Here is a 23,329-nt window from a genome sequence, read left to right as displayed (position 1 = left end):
TCTTTGCTTTTTATCTTATTTTAATTCATTCTCATTTATTTGTTGTAAAATATCATCAATATCTATATCCTCATCATCAGTAGAAGAGGCTACTTCTCCAACCGATTCTTCAAAAAGATCTTCCACTCCTAGTTCTGCAGCCAGTTCAGAAAGATCAAAATCATCCTCTTCGTTAGTTTCACTAATTTGCTCAATGCCTTGAGACATATAGGTTATTTGTTTTTGTCTTTCTTTAAATTCGTTATATTCTTCCACTAATCCCTTAGCCAATCGCTTAGGAAATGCCTCCGCTTTAAAAAATGTATAAACAGTTACAGAAAAATCATTTTGTTCTTCAATATACCCAGAAAAAACAGTACCGTTTAGGGGTAATTTATTAATAATTTCATCTCTAGCATCATCAATAAAAGAACTACCAACTTTTAATTTTGAATCAATAATTGCTAAAATCCCTATATGGTGAATTTTGGCCATTTGATTTGTCTCTGGATTAATCAATTCTATAGGATCGTGAAAGCTATTTTTATCGAGAGACTCAGAAAACATTTTATTAATATCATGACCATTTTTTATTTCAGAAGCAGGTTTAGTTACCTTACTTATGAATAAACAACCTTGATGCTCTAAAATTGTTCTTCTAAAATCAGCACTATCAAAAGTAACGGAGGTTCCACCACCAGTAGTAGCAGTATTTAGTTCATGAAACTCTTCAACTAGTTTAATATTTGCATAGTCTCGGTAATTTTCAATTCCTTTTCTCTCATTTTCTAGTAAACTATTGAACTCTTCATACATTAGTTGGTTATCAGGATAGACTACAAATGCTACACCTTTATTAGGGTTTTTGGCAATATCATCAATTTTTTTAGTGAAATTATTTACTTGTCTTAATACATCAGGACCATCCGCTCTAGTAGGGATAGTAGCCACTACACCAATCTTTGTAAATCGCTTACGAGCAATTTTAGTAGCCTCAATTAAGTATTTTTTCGGCTCTTTTTTTATCTCATCTATACCATATTTTTCTTTTAATTTATTAAACTCTTCTTGAATTTTAGGTTTATTGTTATATTCATAAAATTCTTCAATTGCCTTTACGATAGTAGAGGTACCCGTTCCGCCACCTAGACCAGCAAAAAACATTACTAAGTCGTCAGTCGGTCTAACTCTATCTTTTATGAAACTTTTTAGTTGCTCTTTAACTTTTTCATTTGTTTCTAAAATTTGCATTGCCTCTTCAGGATTCTTACCTAAACCACCCAGCTCTAGACTCTCTCTATTATTGGGAGTGATGTGCTTTAATCCCGCTAAATCACCATCATTACTGTTTAATGCTAGACAATTATATACAGAAGTACCATCAGCATTTTTTATAGCTGCAAATTGATCTGCCATTCTTGAACCGGCTTGTCCAAACCCAACCATAGTAATGTTAATAGCAGGTTTATTTTTTGTGAATGTTTTAGCCATTATTTTCATCTCCTTATTTACTAATAATCTTCTTCATCCATAAAGTCTTTGAATTACTTGTTTGCCGCGAATAGTTAAAAACAAATGCTTATATGGTGGAACAGCTTTATAATATATCAACGACATTGCTAACAAACGCTCAACTATTTTTTCCGCTTGTTTTCTATGTATGTAATCATCCTTGGAAACAAATGAATAACGTTTATTTTTTTCAACTCTATGTTTTCGTTCTACCTGTACTTTTTCAGATATTTCTCCAACTGTTACAATACTGTCCTTTTCGTTCTTTGCAATAAAGAGAAATACTTTTTTTAATACTGTGTCATTAGATATTAAATCGGTGAATAAATCTAATGTTTCTGGATCAAATTTTGTATTTTTATATTTTTGATGAAGCTCTAAGTCCAATATTATCCTCCTTTACTAAGATATTCTTATAATTTAAATATATAATAACCAATTAAAGTTACTAATTCAAGTGTCTACACTTTTAATAAATATAATATCATATGAAATATATCTCACAAACCCAATAATATCAACGCTTTACTCATAGTTACTAAAATAAGTTACTTTATGAATCGATTATAAGTTATCTCACTTAATTTTCAGTAATTATTGCTAAAAAAAATAAATTTAATTTATCTAAAAGTCACAAATTAGTATTTTTAGTTATTTCGCTATCATTTGAGGGTATTTTTTTATATTAAATAATTAATATAGTAACTATATTTAGTTACTATATTAAAAACTTTATATACCTTGATATTTTTTATATATTACAGTTCCATAAATAAGTAGCAAATGATATGGTTACCACTATTAGTTACTACTTATTTAATTTGTTTTTTCATAGTGGTTTTACATCTAAATTATATAAGCACTGCAAATACCATTCATATAAACCAATGTTTTACGTAACTCTTACATCAACTCAATAAACACTTTCCTTACTCTAAACATACTTTTTACATTAATCAAACATAAACGAGAGATTAACATGGCTTCTTCTAAAAAGAAGACTTATAAGTCAGTTTATTCGCAATTAGATTACTAACTCGAATATAGATCACTCCCATTTTCATTGTCCTTCACCTATAAAATTTAGATGAAACAGTTCATATTTTATTCACTTTTTTATACACTCGTGATTATATAAAAAATGCTGACTTTTTTAATTAATTCCAACTGCTTACGGATATCCTATTACGGATAAGGTTATTTGTCCGTGAGCGGACATCCTTAACAGAGGATGATGTTAACCCTTGATAAACTTATATTTTTTTATGTTTTCAAACCCCAACTTCATATGTTTTTAGAGTTAGAAAACACACATCATTTTATGTTTTTTGTACTCTAATCAAAATTTATTTTTTACAGTAGTTTTCTCGAGTGTTTTTACTAGTGATTAGTATGCCTAATGAATGAATAATACTAATATTTATGCATAAAACTCTAGTTGTTAGGATCATCCCAAAATGATATACTAGTCACAGTTTAATAATACAAAGGGAAAAACCCTCAAAATGATGAAGATTGATTCTTCACTATTTTGGGGGTTTTTCTGTTTTAAGGAGGAGGAAATTTGGAATCAGCCAGAGTATGGTATGGATTTGATAATGAACATGAAAAAAGAAAAGGAGCCTGGATAAATTCAACTGATTTGGAGCTATTATCACTTATTTGGACTAACCGTTATTTAACTAATAAGCAATTAACCAAATATGGTAATCAATTATTTGGATATAAAGGGGATTCTATTCAAAAGAAATTAAAGAGGTGGTCAAATTACGCTATTGTAAAAATAGAATATCAGTCCGTTCTAAATAAACCACCTATATCATGTTATTACTTAGGAAAGAATGGTATAAACATTTTAAAACAAGAAGGAATTATTAAGGAAGAAGAAAAAGCTATAAATATCAATAATTACATTAGAAACTCTTCTCATTATTTAGGAATTCAAGATGTGGTTATAGATACTCTCATAGCTTTAAAAACAAATAGGAAAAACATAATTTCAATACATCCCAACAAAGATACTTACAAAAATGAAGTTGGTGAACCATTTATTGTCCCTGATTGGGTATTTAGAAAGGGTAGTCGCACTCTAAATATTGAATATGACACAGGTTTACAGACAATGACAAAAATCAAAGAAAAAATAAAAAATTACATCAAATTAAGTAAACACAAACCTGAAGAAGAACATTATGTATTAATATCAGTTGCTGATAACAGCAATATCTATACAGTAAAGTATTATGATGATAGAAGAACTAGAGTTTTAAATATAAAAGACACCATAATTCATAAAGGCGCTGATAAGATATCTAACCTTCACTTTTATGTTACTACAGCTAGTCGCTCACCAATTATTGCAAACAATATATTAAAAGGAATTTATCCATTTGATAAATCTACTTTTAAGTCCGAACAAGAACTTTTTGAACTATCAATGGAAATAAGCAATTCTAATTATCAATTGGTGCCTCTTGCAAAAAAGGAAATATTTCATAATGATAGTTATAACATTGGAGAGATAGCACAATATGAATTGATTCATAAAGAAAGAACCAATTCAAAACAAGTTTTAGTTTTGAATATAGTGGAAGAGGCAAGTGTTGCTGCATTAAACAAAATAAATTATCTAGAAGAAGAAAACAAAAATAATAAATTTAAACAAGAGGTTTCACACCTTCTTATTGTTTATCAGAGTAGATCTGAACTAGAAAATGACATTGTAATGAAAAATTATGAAACACTAAAATTTACAGATACTAAAAATTGGCCATTACTTCTCCAAGGAGAAAAGCAGCTAACATTGGAGAAGAAAAAGGGGGGCAGAGTACTTGAAAGAACTAAAGGTTCATCCTAAGCTCCCTGGGATCACTATTTTAGTTACTGGGTTAGTCTCTGTTTTTTTATCAGTTAGAAGTATTTGTAACTATCTTTTCTTAGTTATTGGGCAGTTTTACAATAGTGTTCCTAGCTTCGTTTTATTTGGTAACAGCTTAAGTCCAGGCTTAATTGGTTTTCTTACATGTACAGTCTTCTTGATTATCTCTTGGTTAGTAAGTACAAAATATGAAAAAACACAAAAAAAGTTGTGGAGAAGCCTATGGTTTTGGAATATGTTCATTGGAATAACAGCCTATTATATGTGGTTAATCACAGCACCTGTTTATAATACGCTCATTCCTTACCTAGGAAATCTTATCAATAGCATACATGTAGATAATATTTGGTTTAATGTAGCTGTTGGGGATATTAACACTTTGTTTTACACTTTAGTTTTTACACCCTCTATAGTTACAAGTATTATTTTAATTTGGCTGGGTGGACAATATTCCCAATACTCTAAACAAATTAAAGAAGCATTTGAAAAATTTGAATTTAAAAATGTATATTTACAAAAATGGTTTAGAAATAGTAAAGAAGAGGTTTGGCCAGACGTTGTTCTAGGTCCCGATTCTCAAACTAAAGAACTTATTATTCAACCTGGTAAAGATAGATCATTACATAATGGCATATTCGGACCACCAGGAACAGGTAAAACATCAGCATTAATATTACCTATCATTAATCAGGATTTGCACTGGCTAACAAAATTTATCAATGTATTTCCTAAAGTCTCTAAATTATCCAATTATAAAACGGAGGAAATAAGAGGAACATATTTAAGTAGTATTAGTATAATTGAACCATCTAACGATTTGTGTCAGAAAGCATTTCAATTAGTTAAAGCTCATGATATACCTGAAGAGGCTGTATTCTATATTGACCCTACGAATCCCAATACACCATCTATTAATCCCATGCAAGGACCAGTTGACCAGGTAGCCGAAGCATTTGCAATGGTAATGGATGGAATTCAAGAAGGGGGAACAGGAAACTTTTTCTTTCAACAAAGTCAAAGAAACCACTTAAAAAACTATATTTATCTATTAAAATTACACGACCCGTCTACAGAGGCACAATTTGATACTTTATTAAAAATGTACAATGATCCTCAAATTGTTAGGCATATGCATTTAAAGTTAAAGGAAACTATCCCTAAAGATTATCACCTTATTAAAGATAGGGATGAACGAAACCATTGGGATATCGTAAAACAAATTGATAATTGGTTTAACATGAACCATATTCCTAAAACTAGTCGAAATGGAGCTAATGAACAAGTTAAAGAAGGCGAATACTATGGGGAAACAGCTTATTTTGACGCACAAGGAGAATATGTACAGGGGCTAAGAAACGTTCTAAATGATATAGGAGCAAATAAACTGATAAGACGCGTACTATTTGATAAATCAGAGTTTTCTTTTGACGAGCACTTAAATAGAGGCGGTATATTATTAGTCAATACGGCAAAAGATGATTTAGGAGGTCTTTCTAACGTTTTAGGGAAGTTTGTTTTGCTAAGCCTACAGAATGCTGTATATAGGAGAACACCTCTAACTAGTACTTTTGCACATATAATCATCGATGAATTTCCAGACTATATTTATTTACCATTTAAAGAATTTATATCGCAAGCTAGAAAATATAAAGCTATTATTACTGTTGCAGCACAAACAGTAGCTCAATTGGCAGACAAATACGGAGAAATGTACATGCATACTTTGTTAACTGGTTTTAGACACAAAATGGTTTATGGAGATATCTCTTATTTTGACGCACAATTATTCTCAAAATTATTAGGAGAAGAGGATAGTTATGAAGAAGGGAAAAACGAACAGACTGTTAGCCCTCTTCAAGAAGAACCTGTTATGCGATCCGGTAGTAGCTATCAACAAAAAACAGATGTCATTCTAACACCAAATAAGTTAATTTTTCAGGAGCCATTCCAAGCTGCTGTGAAAATAGTTGTTAATAATAAACCGATACCTGTACGGCAGATTGATGCCAACTTTGTTCCAAAGGCTGAATTTAAAGAAGCGAAAGTAAAAGTAATCCAGGAAAGTGCTAGTATTTGGTTAGAATCAAAATCCTTAAATACGGAATTGTTTCCCGAAACAGATAAAGCGCTATCCGAAATAATTGATATACCACTTCAAGAGGAAGAAGCATTAATAGGAATTCCTCTTCCAGAGAAAGATGCTGTAGAGGATATAGAATTAGAATTAGTTGAATTTGATAGATACCCTGATAAATATTTATCTAAAAAGGAAGCGATAAAAGAAGAAGGATATAAAACGCAGCCAATATCACAAAAAGGAACTTCATTAGGTGAAAAAGCAATTAACATAAATGATGAAGTGGTTGACCTTGATGTATCAAGCTTATTTTCCAAAAATATAACACCTTCGAATGAAGTAGCTAATCAATCAGTATTAGATGAAAAAGAAGAATCATTCTATAATGATTTAATAAAAGAGATTGATGATACTACAAAAGAGGGGGAAGTTGAGAAAAAGGAAGAAGGAAAATCTAGTCCTTTTGACTTTATTACTCCATTTTCTGATAAAAGTTAAATATATATCCTGGGTAATTTTCAGTAAGTATTGAAAAAATTAAAAATATAGGTTAAAATTCCAATAAGTTAGTAAACATAAAAAACAAATAATAAAATTAAATATTTAATGGGAACGACCCAAGACGAAGTAGTTTGAATAACTGCTTTTGTTTTGGGTCGTTTTTTATGTTTACAGAAAATTCACTATTAGGAGGGAAAATGATGGCTGAAACACTAAAAACATCATGGGTTAATGACAACCAATTAAATGAACTAGCAAAGATTAAGCGAGATAGAACTATAATTAAAGGAGCTGTAACAGCAGTATCAACAAGAGAAACCAAAGTATTAGAAGATGGAAAATATGTAAAAAAACAGATGGAAGTAGCAACATTTCTCTTAGAAGGTACAAACATTACAGCATATTGCCCAAGCAACGAATTTTCTGATCATGATTTCCGTTCATTAAACGGTTTTACAGGATCAATTCAAGAAGTGATTGTAGACCAAATAGACATTGAAGACAATATTGTATTGGTATCAGTAAGGAAAGCGGATGATATCAGAAAAGCGGAATTCATGAAACAATTAGTAACACTAGAAGCTGAAGATTCCTTAAAGTCAACAATTTTTGACGGTGTAGTAAGAGGTTATAATCCAAACACAAGGAAGGTTTTTGTCCGTATTAATGGTGCAGATTGCTTTATGAACGCTAGACATTGGAGCTGGGAAAATGGAAATATTCAGCATGAAATTAATCGAGGAGAAACAATACAAGTAAAAGTTTTGAGATTTGATAAAGAAAATAATCTTATTCAAGTTAGCAGAAGGGATACTCAAGATGATCCATTTAAAAAATTAATCGAACTTTATAATCAAAACAGTACAGTCGCTGGTAAAGTAACGAATCTAGACCCAATACATGGGATATTTGTTAAATTAGATGCAGGATTAGAAGTTAAAGGGATCCGTCCCCGTCACTTACCAGAGCCAGTAGTTGGAGATATTGTTTCTTGCACTATCCGCTCCATTGATAAAGATAAAAGACATGCCAAAGTAACTATTACGGGGTATCCAAGGGGTAAAAAGAAAATCAAAGATGTCGCTTCATTCCTCTTTGAATAATGAATATTTCTGAACAAAATAACTTAGTAATGGACGATTTCCCTGTTTTCACCACAAGAAATGGTGAAATCCCTTTCTGGGACCATCCACTACTTAAAAGTAGTTATGTAAAACCTTCGAAATATTACCCATATACAGGGATAGAAGGTGCTATGACACTATTAAACAGAAAAATTATTGATGAAGCGGATTTTACCCTTATTAAAGTTCTAGGTGACGCTGTTTGTGCAAATGAGGACCAAATTAGGAGATATATGTCTTCTCTAATGAGTAGGTCAGAAACCTCTAAGCGTTTAGATCGATTGAGAACCAATGGTGTTGTAGATAGATGGAAAGTTAGAATACGTGGTGATGAAGAAACACGACCTCCCGCTCCCTTTACATTAGGGGTAGCGGGTTATAGGCTACTAAAACATTATTATAGCGATCAGTTCTTTATGGCCCCTGATAGATGGGATAATTATGGTGTAGGTGGATTAAAACGATATGTATCAATGAATGAACTTCGCTGCCAATTCATAGAAAAGAAAGTTGTTTCTAAATGGAAATGGAATGCTCGTCTAGCAAATAATGCTCGGTATAAGTTCCCAATGAGTGCAGCAGAAGTAAAAACCCCTAATGGGAATATTAACTTTCTTATTGACAGAGCACAAATGAACCAAAACTTTATTGGTTATTTCAGAGATAAGTTTGAGAATTGGAAATATGTCTATAATAAATATGGTAATTTACCAATTTCAGATTTTCCTGTAAATCCGCAAATCGTAATTATATATACATCTACCATATCTATTGCTGAAGCAATTCATAAAGAACTGTTATTAGATACATTACCATTTAATATTCTTTTCTTAGTTGAAGAATTAATAAATGAAAATTTAGAAAGTGCCTATTATCAACCACTGAAACATCAAAAATTACAAAGAATAAATGTTCATTTGCAGGGGAATTATTAATTAAATTCCCCTGTAAATATATATCATTATTAAAATGTTGTAAGTATCATAAAAGAACAAATTACCTTAAAAGAGATGAACTTTTAATTATGTATAGCGGCCCTTATCCAAGAACCGCTATTTTTTTATTTTTACTTTCTTAACTGCTGCTGATTTTTTCCCTAGCTCTCCAAACTGTTTTAAAACTTCCTTAGATACAGGACTAATTACAGTATTTTTTTTTGCCATATAAAAAGCTCCTTTTATATAAAATTATTCGTCTATTTAAAGTTTGTCCAAAATTCTAGTTTCTATACGTTCTAAACCTCTCCTCCTCCTCATACACTATCAATATAACAATTTGGCATACTGACACTGAGATAAAGTAGGGGAAAACAAAAAAAGAAGAGGGGGAAGAGAGGGTTATGGATGGAAGGAAGCCATTAAATCCTATTTTTAACAACAATCATAAAAAGAAAGAAGAGCAATTACTAATAAGGAATGTTCGGAAAATACCAATAACAAAAGATGAGGGACGCAAAACGAGGATAGATAAGAAAAAGGATGTAAAGATTCCTCTTTCAGATGAAGAAAGAAAACTCATTAAAAGATTGGCCAATAGGAGAGGACTACAACCAACACCTTTTTGTTCACTCTTAGTAAAAAAAGCTCTAACAGAATATAAAAATGCCCAAATTTTTGAAGACTCCTATGACCCAAAAGGCAAGCCTTATCCCGCTAAATTAGAAGTTTATTATCATGACCTACTCTTTGATAAGACAGTTGAATGGGATTGTAGCCTTAAAGAAGCAGCATACCGCCTATTGAAATTCATGTTAATAAAAGAAAGAGATGGTCATTTATATGGCTAAATCAAATAAACCAATATATCCTGTTTATGAAGAGGAGCTTAATGAGTTATCGTATCGACCAGATGGATTTTTTGACCGATTATTAAACTTTTCATTAAATAAATTAACTAACCCAGTTAAACTTCCTTATTCCTTTTTCATCCCTGTTTCTGAATATTTGAGAGGGGAGTTATTTTGTGAAGATGTCTCGGAGGCAATGGGAAATTATGAATTTACCCAACGAGATCTTATAAGTATTTTAGTCGTTGACTTTCTATATCAAGTTAAAGATAGGAACAATCCTTACGACTTATATCATGAACTAAAACAGAGAAATGATTATTTTGTAAAGATATATAGTTATTCGGAAGATAAGCACAAACCTCTTACTTTTGCTAAACCCAATAAAACAACCAAAACAAAAGAGATTAAATGTACACTAAAAAGAAAAGTAGCACTTAGATTGGAGGTAATGCTATCTGATATTACAGATGTTGAACCAGAAAATGAATTTGTAGTAGAGGATATATTAAGATTATTATATAGTGATTTTATACAACAGTATAAGAAAGGTAACCTAGGAAATGTAATTCCAAGTATTATTAGAAGGTTAAACTCTGAATAAAGTTAGTTTCATTACTACATTTTTTATTATTAATTCACTTGAATCTGAAGTGGTAACATGATACTATAATTTTAAAGATTGAATCGTCGTCAATCTTTCTCTTTTAAATGTAAATGTCTTCTAGGATTCTAGAAGACTTTCATACCGAAAATACGCAAATTAATATAATGACTAACGGGAAGCACCCGAATGTAAGACAATTCTTTGTAATTGCCTTGTGTTCGGGTGTTTTTTTGTTTTAAAGGAGTTTTAGTATGACAAAGAAGGTTCTTATAGCGGTAGGTGATAAAACATATACCAAGATTTTAATTGAGACCTTTTCAAAGTATCCTGAAGATTTCACTTTATGTAAACAAGAAATTTTACATCGAAAATATCTCTATGAAATTGTTAAAGAAGAAACTCCTTCAATACTAATTGTGCATGATACTTATTTAGAATCCATGCAAGAAAATCAAAAAGATAAAGATATTGAGTTGTTAAGTATTATAAAACAACTCCGACTTGATTTCGACGACGCATTAAGAATTGTTTTCCTATGCGAACGATCAAGCAATGATCCGCTTCTTTCTCGACTAGTTAGTATGGGAGTACTTGATATATTCAATACCCAAAGAATAGATATTGAACAATTTATAAACCAGTTAAAAGGGAAAGTCTCATTCGCAGAAGTAGCACGTTTTATCAATAACTCTCTTAGTATCGATGGTGAAGTGATTCCCTCTCTACTGGAAGAAGATTCGGAAGAGGAATCTGTTAACGAAGATGAGAAAGGTAAAACACACAAAGAAAAAAACACTAAAGAAAAAACTATCGTACAAAGAATCGTTCAAAAAAATGTCATAAAAAGGGAATACTCAATTCACGTACATAATGCACCCAGTGAAAAAGTAGTAGGTGTTCCAGTTAGGAAGAAAACTATCCTGGTAGGTAGCTTTTACCAACGCAATGGTACAACATTTATTTCACATCTATTAGCTCGTAGCATAGCAAATTACCAAGTTAGCACTTTATATGTGGAAGATCCCTTGTTAAATCCCTATACATATGACCGTTTTTATGGCCATGAATTTGCTCCAAATTACGTAAATAAGTGGAGTGCACAACAAGAGAATACTTCAGATATTCAAACAGAGTGGTTTCGTGATGGTGTTGAACTTATATGTCATAATCCCACTTTAAGTGAGGAACCAGTAGGAATTAGCTTTGAGGATTATATAAAGTTACTCTACACTAATTCATCACTTGTAACGATTATTGATGTTGGTAGCAACTTAGACAATGAGGTAGTCACTGATTTATTAGAGATAGCAGATCATCTATTCATTGTTCTTGACTCAGATGTCACCCAACTTCAAGGGCTTGGTGAAAATCCACTATTCTCTAGCCTTATCGAATCTGAGAAAACACATATCATTGGTAATCGTTTCAATGAAAAAATAAAGAAAAATCCCTTAATTCAAGATTTATTTAAAGATAAATTAATTTCTATAATTCCCTCTTTTGAAGATGAAGATGTATATGAAGCACAGTATCAAGGGATATTCCTTAACGACTATAAGGATTATAAAAGCAAAGTAAATGAACTTTTGGTACCTATATTAGAACTTTTACTTCCTAATAAACTCTTGAAAACTAAAGCAAGCGGGATATTAAACAAACTCTTCAATAGAAAAATTAAGATAGAAAAAACGAATCCAGGAGGTAATCAAAACGAATGAATTTCTTTAAAAGACCTTCCATCAAAATAATCAGCGGTCTATTGGTAGGTATATCAGCTATCGGTTTAACCTTATTCTATGATCAATTTTTACGAGTACGAATTGATTCAACAGAGGTTGTAGTGATTAAGCCCTCTTCTGAAATATTAAAAAATGAACCTATTACAGAAGATAAGATACTGATAGAACGTAGACCTAAACAAACTTTAATGAATGACGTCATCCTACCTGCAGAAGTGGATGAAATTATTGGATTAGATGCTAATCAGATTATCCAAGGGAATTCACTTCTTACTAAAACAATGATAGATTACGACGAACTTTTACCAAATGAAGAGGAAGGCGAGGCTATTCGCCCTATAACGAAAGAAATGATTTATGCAATGCCTGGTTCTTTAAGAAGAAAAGATACCGTTAATATTTATTTGATTTATAACGATGGAACTACAAATTTAAATAAAAATGGTCCATCTACTACTAGCTCTGAGGATACAAAAGAACAGATCGAAAAAATATCTAATTCAATGGAAAGTGAACCGTTCTTAAAATCAATAAAGGTTGTTTATGTAAAAGATTCGAGTAATAAAGAGGTAATCTCATCATCAGAAAACAACAAAGAGGATAAACGACTTAATGCTACTTCAAGCATAAGTGATTTGGAGATTATTTTAAATGAAGAGGACTTTAAAAAGTTAATGAACGAAGTGCTCGGTAAAGGAGCAAAATTATATATAACTTATCAATAGGGAGAAGGACATGTAATGGAAATATTAATTTTTAGTCAAAACTCTATCTACAAAGAACTAATTGACAAAATGGACAACCTCCATGCTCATATGGGCAATATTGATTATTCAAATAAGGAAAAAATTGACGCTGTTTTATTAGATGGAGATTCATTTGACATCAATAACATAGGAGTAGTTAGAGAGAAATATCCCTCTATTCCCATGTATTTTAAGCCTACTCAAATCAAGAGTGAACAATTTACTAAGACAATTACAAGACTATGTGCAGCATATAAAGTAACCCTTATTCATGAATATTCTACAGAACTTCAAGTAGTTGAATACTGTATCAATAACCTAACGAATAAAGATGATTATTTATCAAAGAGAATCATTGGCATATTTGGCACACATAATGGTGCTGGTGTTTCCTCTACCACTTTAAATTTAGGAAGAGCATTATCAATCAAAGTAAAAGAAAAGGTTTTAGTTTTGAGTTTAAATAGTTGGGATCCAGCCGATTATTTTTACTTGTATCAAGGTCAATATTTAAATGATTTGAAAGTAGATCTCAATGTCAAAAATTTAACGATAAACAGGTTATCCGAAGCTATTTATTATCATGATTCCTTTTATCATTTGGCCGGCAACCGCGATATTAAAATGCAAAGATTTTATAAACCTTATGAAATTGAACATTTGATTCAAACAGCTCAACAGTTATTTGATGTAATTTTAATCGATGCGGGCACTCACTTTGATTCTGCACTTGCAGCACAAGCTTACTTAAGTAGTAATATGAAATTTCTTGTTACTAATCAAGAAGAGAAAGGCTATAGAGGATATTATCCTTATCTATACCAACAAATAATTGAACCTTCTGGTGGGAAAAATGATGATTTTATGCTTGTTATCAATAAATTCCAACCTGCGAATGCATTAATAAGCGAAAAAAAACTTGAGGAAGAACTAAATATGAATCGAGTTGTCACAATACCAGATATGAAGGAGCTAGGATCCATTGCTACTTTTGAGAAAAAATTACTATACGATTTTTCAGATAGTAGCTATAACAAGCCAATAGATGTTTTAGCCAATGTCATAATTGCTGAAGCTAAATTAACAGAAAAAGAAGATATGAAGGCGCACAAAGAAAAAAAAGGATTTTTATCTATATTTAACCGGTAAAATGGAGGCGAAAAAATGACTTCAAATGCAGCTAAAAATGATACAGAACAATCATTAGGATTAGAAAGTGAGTTTGAGCCTTCCCAATGGTTATCTAAAACTATTGAGGAAAAAGGGTTAAAAAAAGATTTTGTAACTACCTATGAAAGAAAAAAGACATTTCGTTTAATTTGTAACCAAGTTAAAGAAGAGCTACAAAGTATCATAATAGCTGAATCTGTAGAAAATGATCAATCTTCCTCTTTAATAAACGAAGATTCAAATAGTGATGATGTTTGGTTAAACAGACAGCACCAAGCAGTTATTGGTGACAAACAAGCTATATCTTACTTTATAACAAAAATAAACGAAGTCTTACAAAAAGAGAATATTACGTCCGATGAATATCCCTCTTTTTATGATTCTTTACCAGAAGCTATTTTCCATGAAGTATGGGGCGTAAGTATTCTACATAAATGGGATAAGGAACCTAATAGTGAATCAGCTGTTATCAGAGGGACAGAATTATGGATCGATAAAAATGGTTATTTTCAAAAACAACCAGAAGAATTTGAAAGTACAGCAGTCGTAAATCGTATAAAAAAAGCTTTTCAAATAAGAACAAAAGAAGCACTGATTAATGAGCAGCAACCAGAACTGGAAATAGAACGAGAAGATGGTTCGCGAATCACCATGATGATGAAGCCTAGAACTAAACTAGACATTATAGTATTTAGACGATTTGTTATTAAAAATAACAGTTTAGAAGAACAAGCAAGATTAGGAACAATCCCACAAGATGATGTTCCTTTTTATCGAGCCTTATCAAGAAGCATGGCTAACACCATTTTTGCTGGAAGAGTTCGATCTGCAAAAACAACTTTTATGAAGTCTATGATACGCGAAAGACCACCTGAATACACAATTGCAGTATTAGAAAAACATTTTGAATTAAATCTAACCGAGGATTTAAAAGATCGTTTAATTTATGAAGTTCAGGCCACAGAAGGAGACCTACATCATGCCGTACCAAGACTTCTTCGTATGGAACATGACTATATTACTGTTGGGGAAATTCGTTCTCTAGAAACTGAGGGGTACTTACAAGCTTGTGAAAGAGGAGAACGCGGTGCATTTTCTACTTACCATTTAACAGCCGTTAAAAATATCGTTGCTCAGATTACCCGACATTTATTAGATGAATTTCCCAATCGGAAATTTGATAACGAACAAGAGAGGGTAGCGAGAAATATTGACTTGGTCATTTCCCTGAGCGCGGAAAGAGATAGAAGAAAGAAAAGGGTTATCGGTGTAACAGAAATTATATGGGATGAAATCGAAAAGAAACCAAAAGAACAAGATCTCGTTCGCTACCACCCAATAAGCAGACAATACTATTATTCTTCTAACATAAGTAAGGAACTTTTATATCTAATGGCTGAAGAAAGTGTAGAGGATACTAAAATTCTATTAAATCATCTAAAGAAGAAAGAAAAACTTTTTCCAATGAGCGAATACGAGAGACAAAAGGATAATATTCTTAATGATTTATTAGATGGTGCTTTAAATGAATAATTTTCAATGGCTTTGGCAATCTGGTATCAATTACGTTCTCTATTCCATCGTAATCGTTTCTGGGCTTTATATTTCCTATCAGATTATGATGGATTCAGTCAAAATAAAGTATCAAGAAGTTAATTATAAGTATCGAATAAGAAGAATCAAAAGTGGTAATGCTTCACCTGAATCGCATACTTATAAGCACCCTTTTTTTAAACACATAAGCTTATTAATAAGAACTACAAGTAATCATCGTAGTGACAATGATACTGGAGTATTTCTCCTATTTACCGCATTACTTGGTTTGACTAGTTTCGCTTTTATCTATTATTTAATAAAAGATTTTGTTATCGCCCTACTATTCGGGTTACTTCTGATGACCGTACCATATCTAATGTTAAGGATAAAATTAAACAAATTGAGATATGTCATGAGTACAGAATTTCTAAGTATGGTTCAGAAACTAACCCAAGCCTATAGTGTTAATAAATATGATATTTATTACGCTTTAAGTGCCATGCAAAACGAAATACAGAATAAGAGTTTAAGAAAAGTAACAGTTCGCTTAATTACTGATCTTCAGTTATCTCGAAATGAACAAGAACTGAAAGATAGCATTCAAGTTTTCACTTATACTACTGGAACCAATTGGTCCAAAAGATTAGGAAGTATTATTTTAAAAGGCTATATGTATAAAGAAAACGTATTACATTCTCTCTTAGTTCTAACAAAACAAATAGAGGATACAGAAGAAATGTTAGAAGAAGAACAATCTCAGACTGTTGAATCTATTTATGATGGATTCCTAACGGTTCCATTGTTTATCGGCTCACTATTATTAGGTTATTTTACAAGTGGAGCACAGGATTGGTTTAAGCTTCAATTTGGAGAAAAATGGACATTATTTACCTTTTGCCTTTCCGTAGTAGGGACTGTTTTTTCACTAATAATTTCAATTTATTTAAAACATCCTAAAAACGACCTATAAGGAAAGGAGTCAAATATTATGGAATCAGAAGTTCTATTATTTAAATACATAGATGTATTTAAATACCTAGTAGTAATTGTTCTGTCTTTTACTTCAGGATATTTAGTGTATTTGGGAATGAATTCAACATCTGAAAGAATGCAACACCGTTTACGGTTTAAAAGCAATTTGCAAAAAAATAAGAACTCTATTTTAGGACTTGCTAAAAATTCTAAAGCCGAGGAATGGTTTAAACAAGCAAAGTATCCATTAGGACTAAATGGTATTAAATACTATTTAATTCTATATTCAGTAACAGCATTTTTAGTTCTTTATTACATAGTTTTTCCGGTTTTATTAGGGAATATGGATTATCTTGCACCAAAGGCTGCTGTTATATTACTTCTATTTGTTTTCGCTCTTCCTAGTAATCCTATTTCGTTATTTGTTTATATCATGAAAAGAACCATTGACTATCAAACATCGAAATTACATTCAGAGATTTTTATGCTCTATGATTTAATCATTAACGAAATAGAAATGATGACTGTCCATCGTCTTAATACTTATAGTATTTTGCAAAATATAAAGCCATTTTTCTATTTGCTACAAAAACCGTTAACGGAATTACTAAGTTCATGGACTAGTGATGGACCAAGTAAAGCATTAGAACAATTTTCTAAACACTTAGATTCTAAACCCAGCGAGGCGCTAATCGGAGTTTTACAAAATCTAGACAGTATGAAAAGAGAGACCGCACTTGAACAGTTAAATGGAATGCATGGAACATTTGCAAAAAAACAAGTTGAAAATTACAGAAGAAAAAGAAAAATAACAACAGATCTATTAAAAATTCCTATCAAAGCTACACATTTTATTCATATATTAAACTTTGTACTTGTAGTAGTAATGATGGTAATAGCTATATTAGATAAATCACAAATGTAAAGGTGGAATCTATTATTCTTTTAAGGAGGTGACCAACAATAAATACGTCGCTAAGTACTTTCATGAAAATCGCCATTACAGCCATTGTGATAAGTACATTTATTTTTGTAGCTTTGTATCAGGAATTATCTGGTTTCTCTGATTCTATGGCTCTATATACTGCAAAAAGCGGTGGATAACGAGGGGATATTATTATGAATAAATCACTATTAACATTTATGATGATGGCAGCAATTGTATCCATTATGACTTATTTAATTTTAGGAACCTCATTTAATGCTTATAAAGCAAAAAACAATCAGTATCAAGATATGCTACAAAATGAACATCAAATAAAAATCAAATTGTAAAAGGGGAATTTTAAAAATGAACACAACTTTAGCTACATTCCTAAAAATCGGACTTACAGTAGTAACAATTAGCGCATTCTTATTCTTCATCGGCTACAATCTAGTAGGTTCAAATACTACTACTTATTCTGCAAAAATTAACGGAGCACAAAGCAACCTTCCTACTGGTGCTGGTGTATCTAGTAATAATTAAAAGATCAACATTTACAGTCAAAGGAGTTTACCGCTCCTTTGATTTTTTCAAAGGGGTGTTCTAAATGGCAAGAACGTTAGCTGAATGGATGGTATTGTTTATTACAGTAAATCTTATATTCACACCATTATTAACATCAATTGATAGTATGCATCGAGATGCAATTGAGGTCACTTTAACCGAAGGAGCTAAAGAGGCCGCTATTGAGGGCAGATTAACACCAGAAATTATTAAGGAAATGAAAAAAACTCTAGTAGAGGGTTATAACTTTGACGAATCTAAAATTATCATCACAGGAACATCTAAATTAACCCCTCGAAACGAATATATAGAAGCTACTATCGAAGTGCCACGAACTTTTATATTTATTCTTAATATATTCAACCAAGGTCCTAGAACTATTTCAAAAAGCACCAAAATCTTAAGCGAATATTAGGAGTATATAATGAGTACAACATTAAGAACTTTATTATTTGCACTACTTTTTGCATTAATTATGCAATTACAGCTTAATTTAGATACAGACAAAACCGCTTCTAGACAATTAAAGAACTCTTTAGAATTAGCAGTTCATGATGCTGGTCTTGCGATTAATCCAGCTGCATTATCTGAAGGAAAGATAATCTTTGATAAAGAAAAATCATTAGAAAATCTTAAAAATAGTTTAAATAATAATTTAAAACTTAAAAGTTCTCAGGGCTATGTTTATACACCTACCGCAAACTCTTTTTTTCAGAAAGAATTGTACTTAGTTCATCTAGAATTTATTGATGATAGTATATCCAGGACCTATCCGTTTGTATATTATAACGATAACTATCAGGTATTCGAAAACGTAGAAGGTCCTTGTGTAATTGCCATTGTAACTACTGAAAGCCCCCGCTGGTTCAAAGGAGATCTTGCAATGATACGACAAGCAGCGGTTTATGAGTATAAAAATAAATAACAGGATAAAAGAACCATGCTAATTGTATGGTTTTTTCTTTTAATATTCCAAAATTATCCGATATAAACAGTGAACATGGTTAAAACAACCAATTTTTTTTACTTTTATAATGAAATTATCTTAAGAACCGGGTATAATTAAGGCATATCAATACTATTTTTTATTTTTTGTGCCATCAATGGCTATTCGATTAATGAAAAAAGATGCGGTTCTTTGGGACTATGTTTTAGAAGTTGATTAGGGTGATTATACTCTGATCCATTAAAACGTCCCATTGGATCGCTTTTTTTCGTTTATAAAGGACAAAAAATAAAGTAAAAAAATTGAGAGGGGAAATTTATATGAAAAGAGTAATAACGTTATTAACATTAATACTAATTTTAGGAGTATTAAAACCAGTGCATTTGCTTGCAGATGAGTTACCTTTAGCATCCTGTAGCATGACAATTAATTCAGATAAGGCTACACAAGCTAACCCAGCAAATGCAAGTGGATTATGCAGAGATATAGTGTATGGATATTATGCAAAGGCTGCAGATACTTTTAATATTTTTGGTGGGGTTCATCAATCTGTAACAAAAAGTGGTCAAAAGTTTATAGTACCCGTTTTTTCAGATAAACACACTCATGCAGAATTAACGGTTTATATTAACAGGGTTGCTACTAAGCCAACTCCTAAACCTACACCGAAGCCTGAGCCAAAGCCCGAACCTAAACCTACACCAAAGCCTGAGCCTAAACCAGACCCTAAACCTGCACCAAAGCCTAAACCAGAGTCCAAACCGGTTACACAACCGAATTCTGATAATAAAGCAACAAAACCTTCTACTTCTACAGGTAGTAAAAATTCAAGCAATACCAATACTAGTAAAAATAACTCAACTAATACTTCAAAATCGAGTTCTAGTAAAAGCAACTCAACTAATCTATCAAAATCAAGTGGAACAAGCAATAATACAGAAAGTAAAAAAACAAACAGCAGTTCTTCTTCCAATAGTTCATCAAAATCAAGTCAAAGTAGTTCTTCCGATAGAAGCAATAACGAGGAAAATAAAGTTGTTGCCTCTGTAACAAAAATAAAGGAAGGAAGTAATACATCTACTGATAAAAATGATAATAAAACAAAAGAAATCACAATGGAAACTGAGCAGAAAAAAGAAAGTTCTGATAAAAACGACCCTTCTACTGAAAACAAGGAAGATAACATGGATACCAATATTACAAATGAAAACAATGATAATATTAAAGAAGAAGCAACTCGTTCTTCAATTCTAGATGAAGATGAGTCTAAATCTAGTAAACTCCCAATAATTATTTCGGTAGTAGGAGTACTAATTATCGGAGCTGCAGTAATCTTCATTATTAGAAAGAAAAAATTAAAAATTTAAACTTGTTATTTATTGATTCCCCATTTAATTTGCTTTAAAATATTTAATATAAACTTTTATATTAAATGGGAACGACCCAAGACGAAGTAGTTTAATAAACTGCTTTAGTTTTGGGTCGTTTTTTATTATTAGGAGGTGAAATGTGTATTTTTTTACAAAGAATAGAAAGCGGGATTTAAATGAGAAATGCAAAGATTTTTTTTCTGATTCCTATTTTATTTTTTTTATTTTTACTTTTTATTCAAGAGCATCATGCTCACGCAAGTACTGGTGATGAAGATATATATAATGTTTCATCAACGGTTAAGAATAATTGGAATAACCTAATGGGATCAAAAGATTTCACTATGACTAGTGGAAGAAAAATAGTTTACGATGTATATTCAGACAAGTTTGTTACAAATGGTTATCAAGTTACAACAAAAAATTTTGGGAAAGGTAGTCAAAAATATATTAGATTTTCGGGTTGGTCAGTATTATTTGGACATCGTGAACATACCTCTTCTAACCAAGATACGTATATAGTTGCTAGAAAATCATCTGGTGATAGTGGTATCGGCACAGTAAAAATTTATAAAACAGTTCAAGGAAGTTTAGATGCAACTGAGGATCTAGAATATAATAATCAAGGGGCTGGCATATGGAACCAATGTCCATCTAGTGCAACAAATAGATGGAACGATGATTGCAATATGAAATATCAAGATGTAAGTTTTAATGCTTATTTACCCTTAGAAGAGCTTTTCAATAAAAAAGAAAAAGCTAATTGGGATTTATTTATCGTTAAAAAAGTGCAAAATCAAATTGTGTATACGCCACTTATTCTTCCTTTCGAATTTAGTAATAAAGCATATGAGGGAGGAAAGTTATCGCTTTCAAGTGGTACCAATACTAATACCTTAGAAATGAATGCAGAAGGTGTATTACGAAGGAAAACGCCTAGAGAAAGTGCACCCTCTGTCATTGATGAATTAGGTAATAACAGATACTTCACTCAAGGGAAAACTTATACAAAAGTCGATTTTGAAGAATCACAAACAGCTGTTTGGTATGGAGTTAGAAGTCCACATGATAGTAATAAAACCAAATGGGCAAATACCGCATATTTTACTTTTAAAGGAGATCAAGCTAAATTATCATTTCAACCAAATAGACCTCCTATTGCAAAATGGGAATGGGATCCTTCCAATAACGTCTATAATGATACAACTGTCAAAATGATAAACAATTCGTCTGATCCCGATGGCGACCCTTTAACTTACAAATGGTACAGGAAACCATATGGATCAGCTGATAGTAATTATGTTCAAATATCAACTGCTAAAACGCCATCTAGCTTTAAGATTGCAAAAGGAAAGTATACCTTTAAATTAGTAGTTTCTGATGGAAAAGAAGAGGCAGAAGCTGGACATGCTTTATATGTAAATAACAGGCCTCCTGTTGCAAAATGGGAATGGGATCCTTCCAATACTATTTATAATGATACACCAATCAAGATGGTTAATAGTTCTTCAGATCCTGACGGAGATTCTTTAATATATCGCTGGGAAAGAAAACCATATGGCAGCGCAGATAGTAATTATGTGACTGTGTCTACTGCAAAAACGCCGTCAAGTTTCACTATAGGAAAGGGAGACTACACCTTTAAACTCACTGTTTCTGATGGAGAAGATGAAAGTGTTGTCGGTCATGCCTTATATGTTATTAATAGACCTCCAATAGCTGATTTCACTTGGAATCCTAGTACCATATACAATGATACTTCTGTTTCTTTCAGTAATAAATCTTCAGATGTCGACGGTGACTCATTAACGTATAAGTGGGAAACTCAAAAGCCTAATGAGACTACCTGGAGTACATTTTCTACTTCTAAAGACCCTCCTTATACTTTGAATAAAAAGGGCGTTTGGAAAGTTCGTTTAACTGTCTCAGATGGAGAGGCCAGCCATAATGTAACTAAAAATATTACTGTACAGAATAGAGCACCAGCTGCCGATTTTTCTTGGAGTCCTAGTACCATTTACAATGATACTTCTGTTTCCTTCAGTAATAAATCTTCAGATGCTGACGGTGACTCTCTAACGTATAAGTGGGAAACTCAAAAGCCTGATGACACTAATTGGAGTACGATTTCGACTTCTAAAAATCCCTCTTATACCCTAAATAAAAAGGGGATTTGGAAAGTTCGTCTAACTGTTTCCGATGGGGAAGCAAGCAATAATGTGACTAAAAATATTATTGTAAAAAACAGAGCGCCGAATGCTGATTTCACCTGGAGTCCTAGTACCATTTACAATGATACTTCTGTTTCCTTCAGTAATAAATCTTCAGATGCTGACGGTGACTCTCTAACGTATAAGTGGGAAACTCAGAAACCTAATGAGACTACTTGGAGTAGCATTTCCACTTCAAAAGAACCTTCTTATACTCTAAATAAAAAGGGCGTTTGGAAAGTTCGTTTAACTGTCTCAGATGGGGAAGCTAGTCACAACGTAACTAAAAATGTTACTGTGCAGAATAGAACTCCGGTTGCTGACTTTATATGGAATCCTAGTACCATCTATAATGATACGTCCGTTTCTTTTACTAATAAATCTACGGATGCTGATAAAGATTCTCTAACGTTTAAATGGGAAGCTCAGAAGCCAAATGAGTCTACTTGGAGTACCATCTCTTCTTCTAAGGACCCTTCTTACACTTTAAATAAGAAAGGGGTTTGGAAAGTCCGATTAACGGTTTCAGACGGAGAAGCTAGTCATAATGTGACTAAAAACATTACCGTTCAAAACAGGATACCTGTAGCAGATTTCACTTGGAGTCCTAGTACTATCTATAATGATACGTCCGTTTCTTTTACTAATAAATCTACGGATGCTGATAAAGATTCTCTAACGTTTAAA

General features: G+C 31.8%; 20 protein-coding genes. 18 read left to right on the top strand and 2 right to left on the bottom strand.

Annotated elements, in window-relative coordinates:
• Nucleotides 1–15 precede the first annotated feature (15 nt).
• Together MHH96_RS23810 and MHH96_RS23805 are read right to left on the bottom strand one after the other, a co-directional pair.
• The gene (locus MHH96_RS23810) at nucleotides 16–1,470 is read right to left on the bottom strand and encodes a hypothetical protein (protein WP_016205266.1); all 1,455 of its coding nucleotides are present in this window, start codon (nucleotides 1,468–1,470) and stop codon (nucleotides 16–18) included.
• Nucleotides 1,471–1,503: 33 nt separating this feature from the next.
• Complete coding sequence (locus MHH96_RS23805; RefSeq protein WP_144545552.1) at nucleotides 1,504–1,878, bottom strand: hypothetical protein; 375 nt, start codon at nucleotides 1,876–1,878, stop codon at nucleotides 1,504–1,506.
• Nucleotides 1,879–3,055: 1,177 nt separating this feature from the next.
• On the opposite strand from MHH96_RS23805, the gene MHH96_RS23800 reads away from it, so the two are divergent.
• The 18 genes from MHH96_RS23800 to MHH96_RS23715 all read left to right on the top strand — a co-directional run.
• Nucleotides 3,056–4,348 carry a replication-relaxation family protein gene (locus MHH96_RS23800; RefSeq protein WP_341118169.1) on the top strand — a complete coding sequence of 431 codons (1,293 nt, stop codon included), beginning with the start codon at nucleotides 3,056–3,058 and terminating at the stop codon, nucleotides 4,346–4,348.
• A complete protein-coding gene (locus tag MHH96_RS23795) occupies nucleotides 4,323–6,944 on the top strand; it encodes a type IV secretory system conjugative DNA transfer family protein (protein WP_341118168.1) in 2,622 nt (873 codons plus the stop codon). The genes MHH96_RS23800 and MHH96_RS23795 overlap by 26 nt, the downstream gene beginning before the upstream one ends.
• A gap of 200 nt (nucleotides 6,945–7,144) precedes the next feature.
• On the top strand, nucleotides 7,145–8,050 hold the full coding sequence (locus MHH96_RS23790) for a S1 RNA-binding domain-containing protein (RefSeq protein ID WP_226752557.1): 906 nt from the start codon (nucleotides 7,145–7,147) through the stop codon (nucleotides 8,048–8,050).
• 152 nt (nucleotides 8,051–8,202) lie between these two features.
• A complete protein-coding gene (locus MHH96_RS23785; protein WP_321198296.1) occupies nucleotides 8,203–9,006 on the top strand; it encodes a replication-relaxation family protein in 804 nt (267 codons plus the stop codon).
• Nucleotides 9,007–9,410: 404 nt separating this feature from the next.
• The gene (locus tag MHH96_RS23780; protein WP_144545560.1) at nucleotides 9,411–9,857 is read left to right on the top strand and encodes a hypothetical protein; all 447 of its coding nucleotides are present in this window, start codon (nucleotides 9,411–9,413) and stop codon (nucleotides 9,855–9,857) included.
• Nucleotides 9,850–10,461 (top strand): hypothetical protein, encoded by a 612-nt coding sequence (locus MHH96_RS23775; RefSeq protein WP_144545562.1) that lies wholly within the window; start codon nucleotides 9,850–9,852, stop codon nucleotides 10,459–10,461. Before MHH96_RS23780 ends, MHH96_RS23775 begins: the two co-directional genes overlap by 8 nt.
• A gap of 254 nt (nucleotides 10,462–10,715) precedes the next feature.
• A complete protein-coding gene (locus MHH96_RS23770) occupies nucleotides 10,716–12,182 on the top strand; it encodes a hypothetical protein (RefSeq protein ID WP_341118167.1) in 1,467 nt (488 codons plus the stop codon).
• The gene (locus MHH96_RS23765; RefSeq protein ID WP_341118166.1) at nucleotides 12,179–12,928 is read left to right on the top strand and encodes a hypothetical protein; all 750 of its coding nucleotides are present in this window, start codon (nucleotides 12,179–12,181) and stop codon (nucleotides 12,926–12,928) included. Before MHH96_RS23770 ends, MHH96_RS23765 begins: the two co-directional genes overlap by 4 nt.
• Before the next feature lie 15 nt (nucleotides 12,929–12,943).
• Nucleotides 12,944–14,098, top strand: a complete 1,155-nt coding sequence (locus MHH96_RS23760) for a ParA family protein (protein ID WP_341118165.1) — start codon at nucleotides 12,944–12,946, stop codon at nucleotides 14,096–14,098.
• A gap of 15 nt (nucleotides 14,099–14,113) precedes the next feature.
• Complete coding sequence (locus tag MHH96_RS23755; protein ID WP_047943189.1) at nucleotides 14,114–15,652, top strand: ATPase, T2SS/T4P/T4SS family; 1,539 nt, start codon at nucleotides 14,114–14,116, stop codon at nucleotides 15,650–15,652.
• A complete protein-coding gene (locus tag MHH96_RS23750; protein WP_341118164.1) occupies nucleotides 15,645–16,625 on the top strand; it encodes a hypothetical protein in 981 nt (326 codons plus the stop codon). Before MHH96_RS23755 ends, MHH96_RS23750 begins: the two co-directional genes overlap by 8 nt.
• 18 nt (nucleotides 16,626–16,643) lie before the next feature.
• On the top strand, nucleotides 16,644–17,552 hold the full coding sequence (locus MHH96_RS23745) for a hypothetical protein (RefSeq protein ID WP_016205133.1): 909 nt from the start codon (nucleotides 16,644–16,646) through the stop codon (nucleotides 17,550–17,552).
• A 194-nt stretch (nucleotides 17,553–17,746) separates the two neighbouring features.
• On the top strand, nucleotides 17,747–17,902 hold the full coding sequence (locus tag MHH96_RS23740; protein WP_193224519.1) for a hypothetical protein: 156 nt from the start codon (nucleotides 17,747–17,749) through the stop codon (nucleotides 17,900–17,902).
• A 16-nt stretch (nucleotides 17,903–17,918) separates the two neighbouring features.
• Complete coding sequence (locus tag MHH96_RS23735) at nucleotides 17,919–18,095, top strand: hypothetical protein (protein ID WP_341118162.1); 177 nt, start codon at nucleotides 17,919–17,921, stop codon at nucleotides 18,093–18,095.
• A gap of 64 nt (nucleotides 18,096–18,159) precedes the next feature.
• The gene (locus MHH96_RS23730) at nucleotides 18,160–18,531 is read left to right on the top strand and encodes a hypothetical protein (RefSeq protein ID WP_341118161.1); all 372 of its coding nucleotides are present in this window, start codon (nucleotides 18,160–18,162) and stop codon (nucleotides 18,529–18,531) included.
• Nucleotides 18,532–18,540: 9 nt separating this feature from the next.
• Nucleotides 18,541–19,041 carry a hypothetical protein gene (locus MHH96_RS23725; protein ID WP_016205131.1) on the top strand — a complete coding sequence of 167 codons (501 nt, stop codon included), beginning with the start codon at nucleotides 18,541–18,543 and terminating at the stop codon, nucleotides 19,039–19,041.
• Nucleotides 19,042–19,382: 341 nt separating this feature from the next.
• On the top strand, nucleotides 19,383–20,429 hold the full coding sequence (locus MHH96_RS23720; RefSeq protein ID WP_341118158.1) for a hypothetical protein: 1,047 nt from the start codon (nucleotides 19,383–19,385) through the stop codon (nucleotides 20,427–20,429).
• A gap of 179 nt (nucleotides 20,430–20,608) precedes the next feature.
• On the top strand, nucleotides 20,609–23,329 hold a 2,721-nt coding region (locus tag MHH96_RS23715), incomplete at its 3' end, for a PKD domain-containing protein (protein WP_341118157.1).

The organism is Niallia sp. FSL K6-0212, assembly GCF_038007605.1.
Lineage (GTDB): Bacteria > Bacillota > Bacilli > Bacillales > Cytobacillaceae > Niallia > Niallia circulans.
This window is presented reverse-complemented; position numbering and strand designations above follow the sequence as displayed.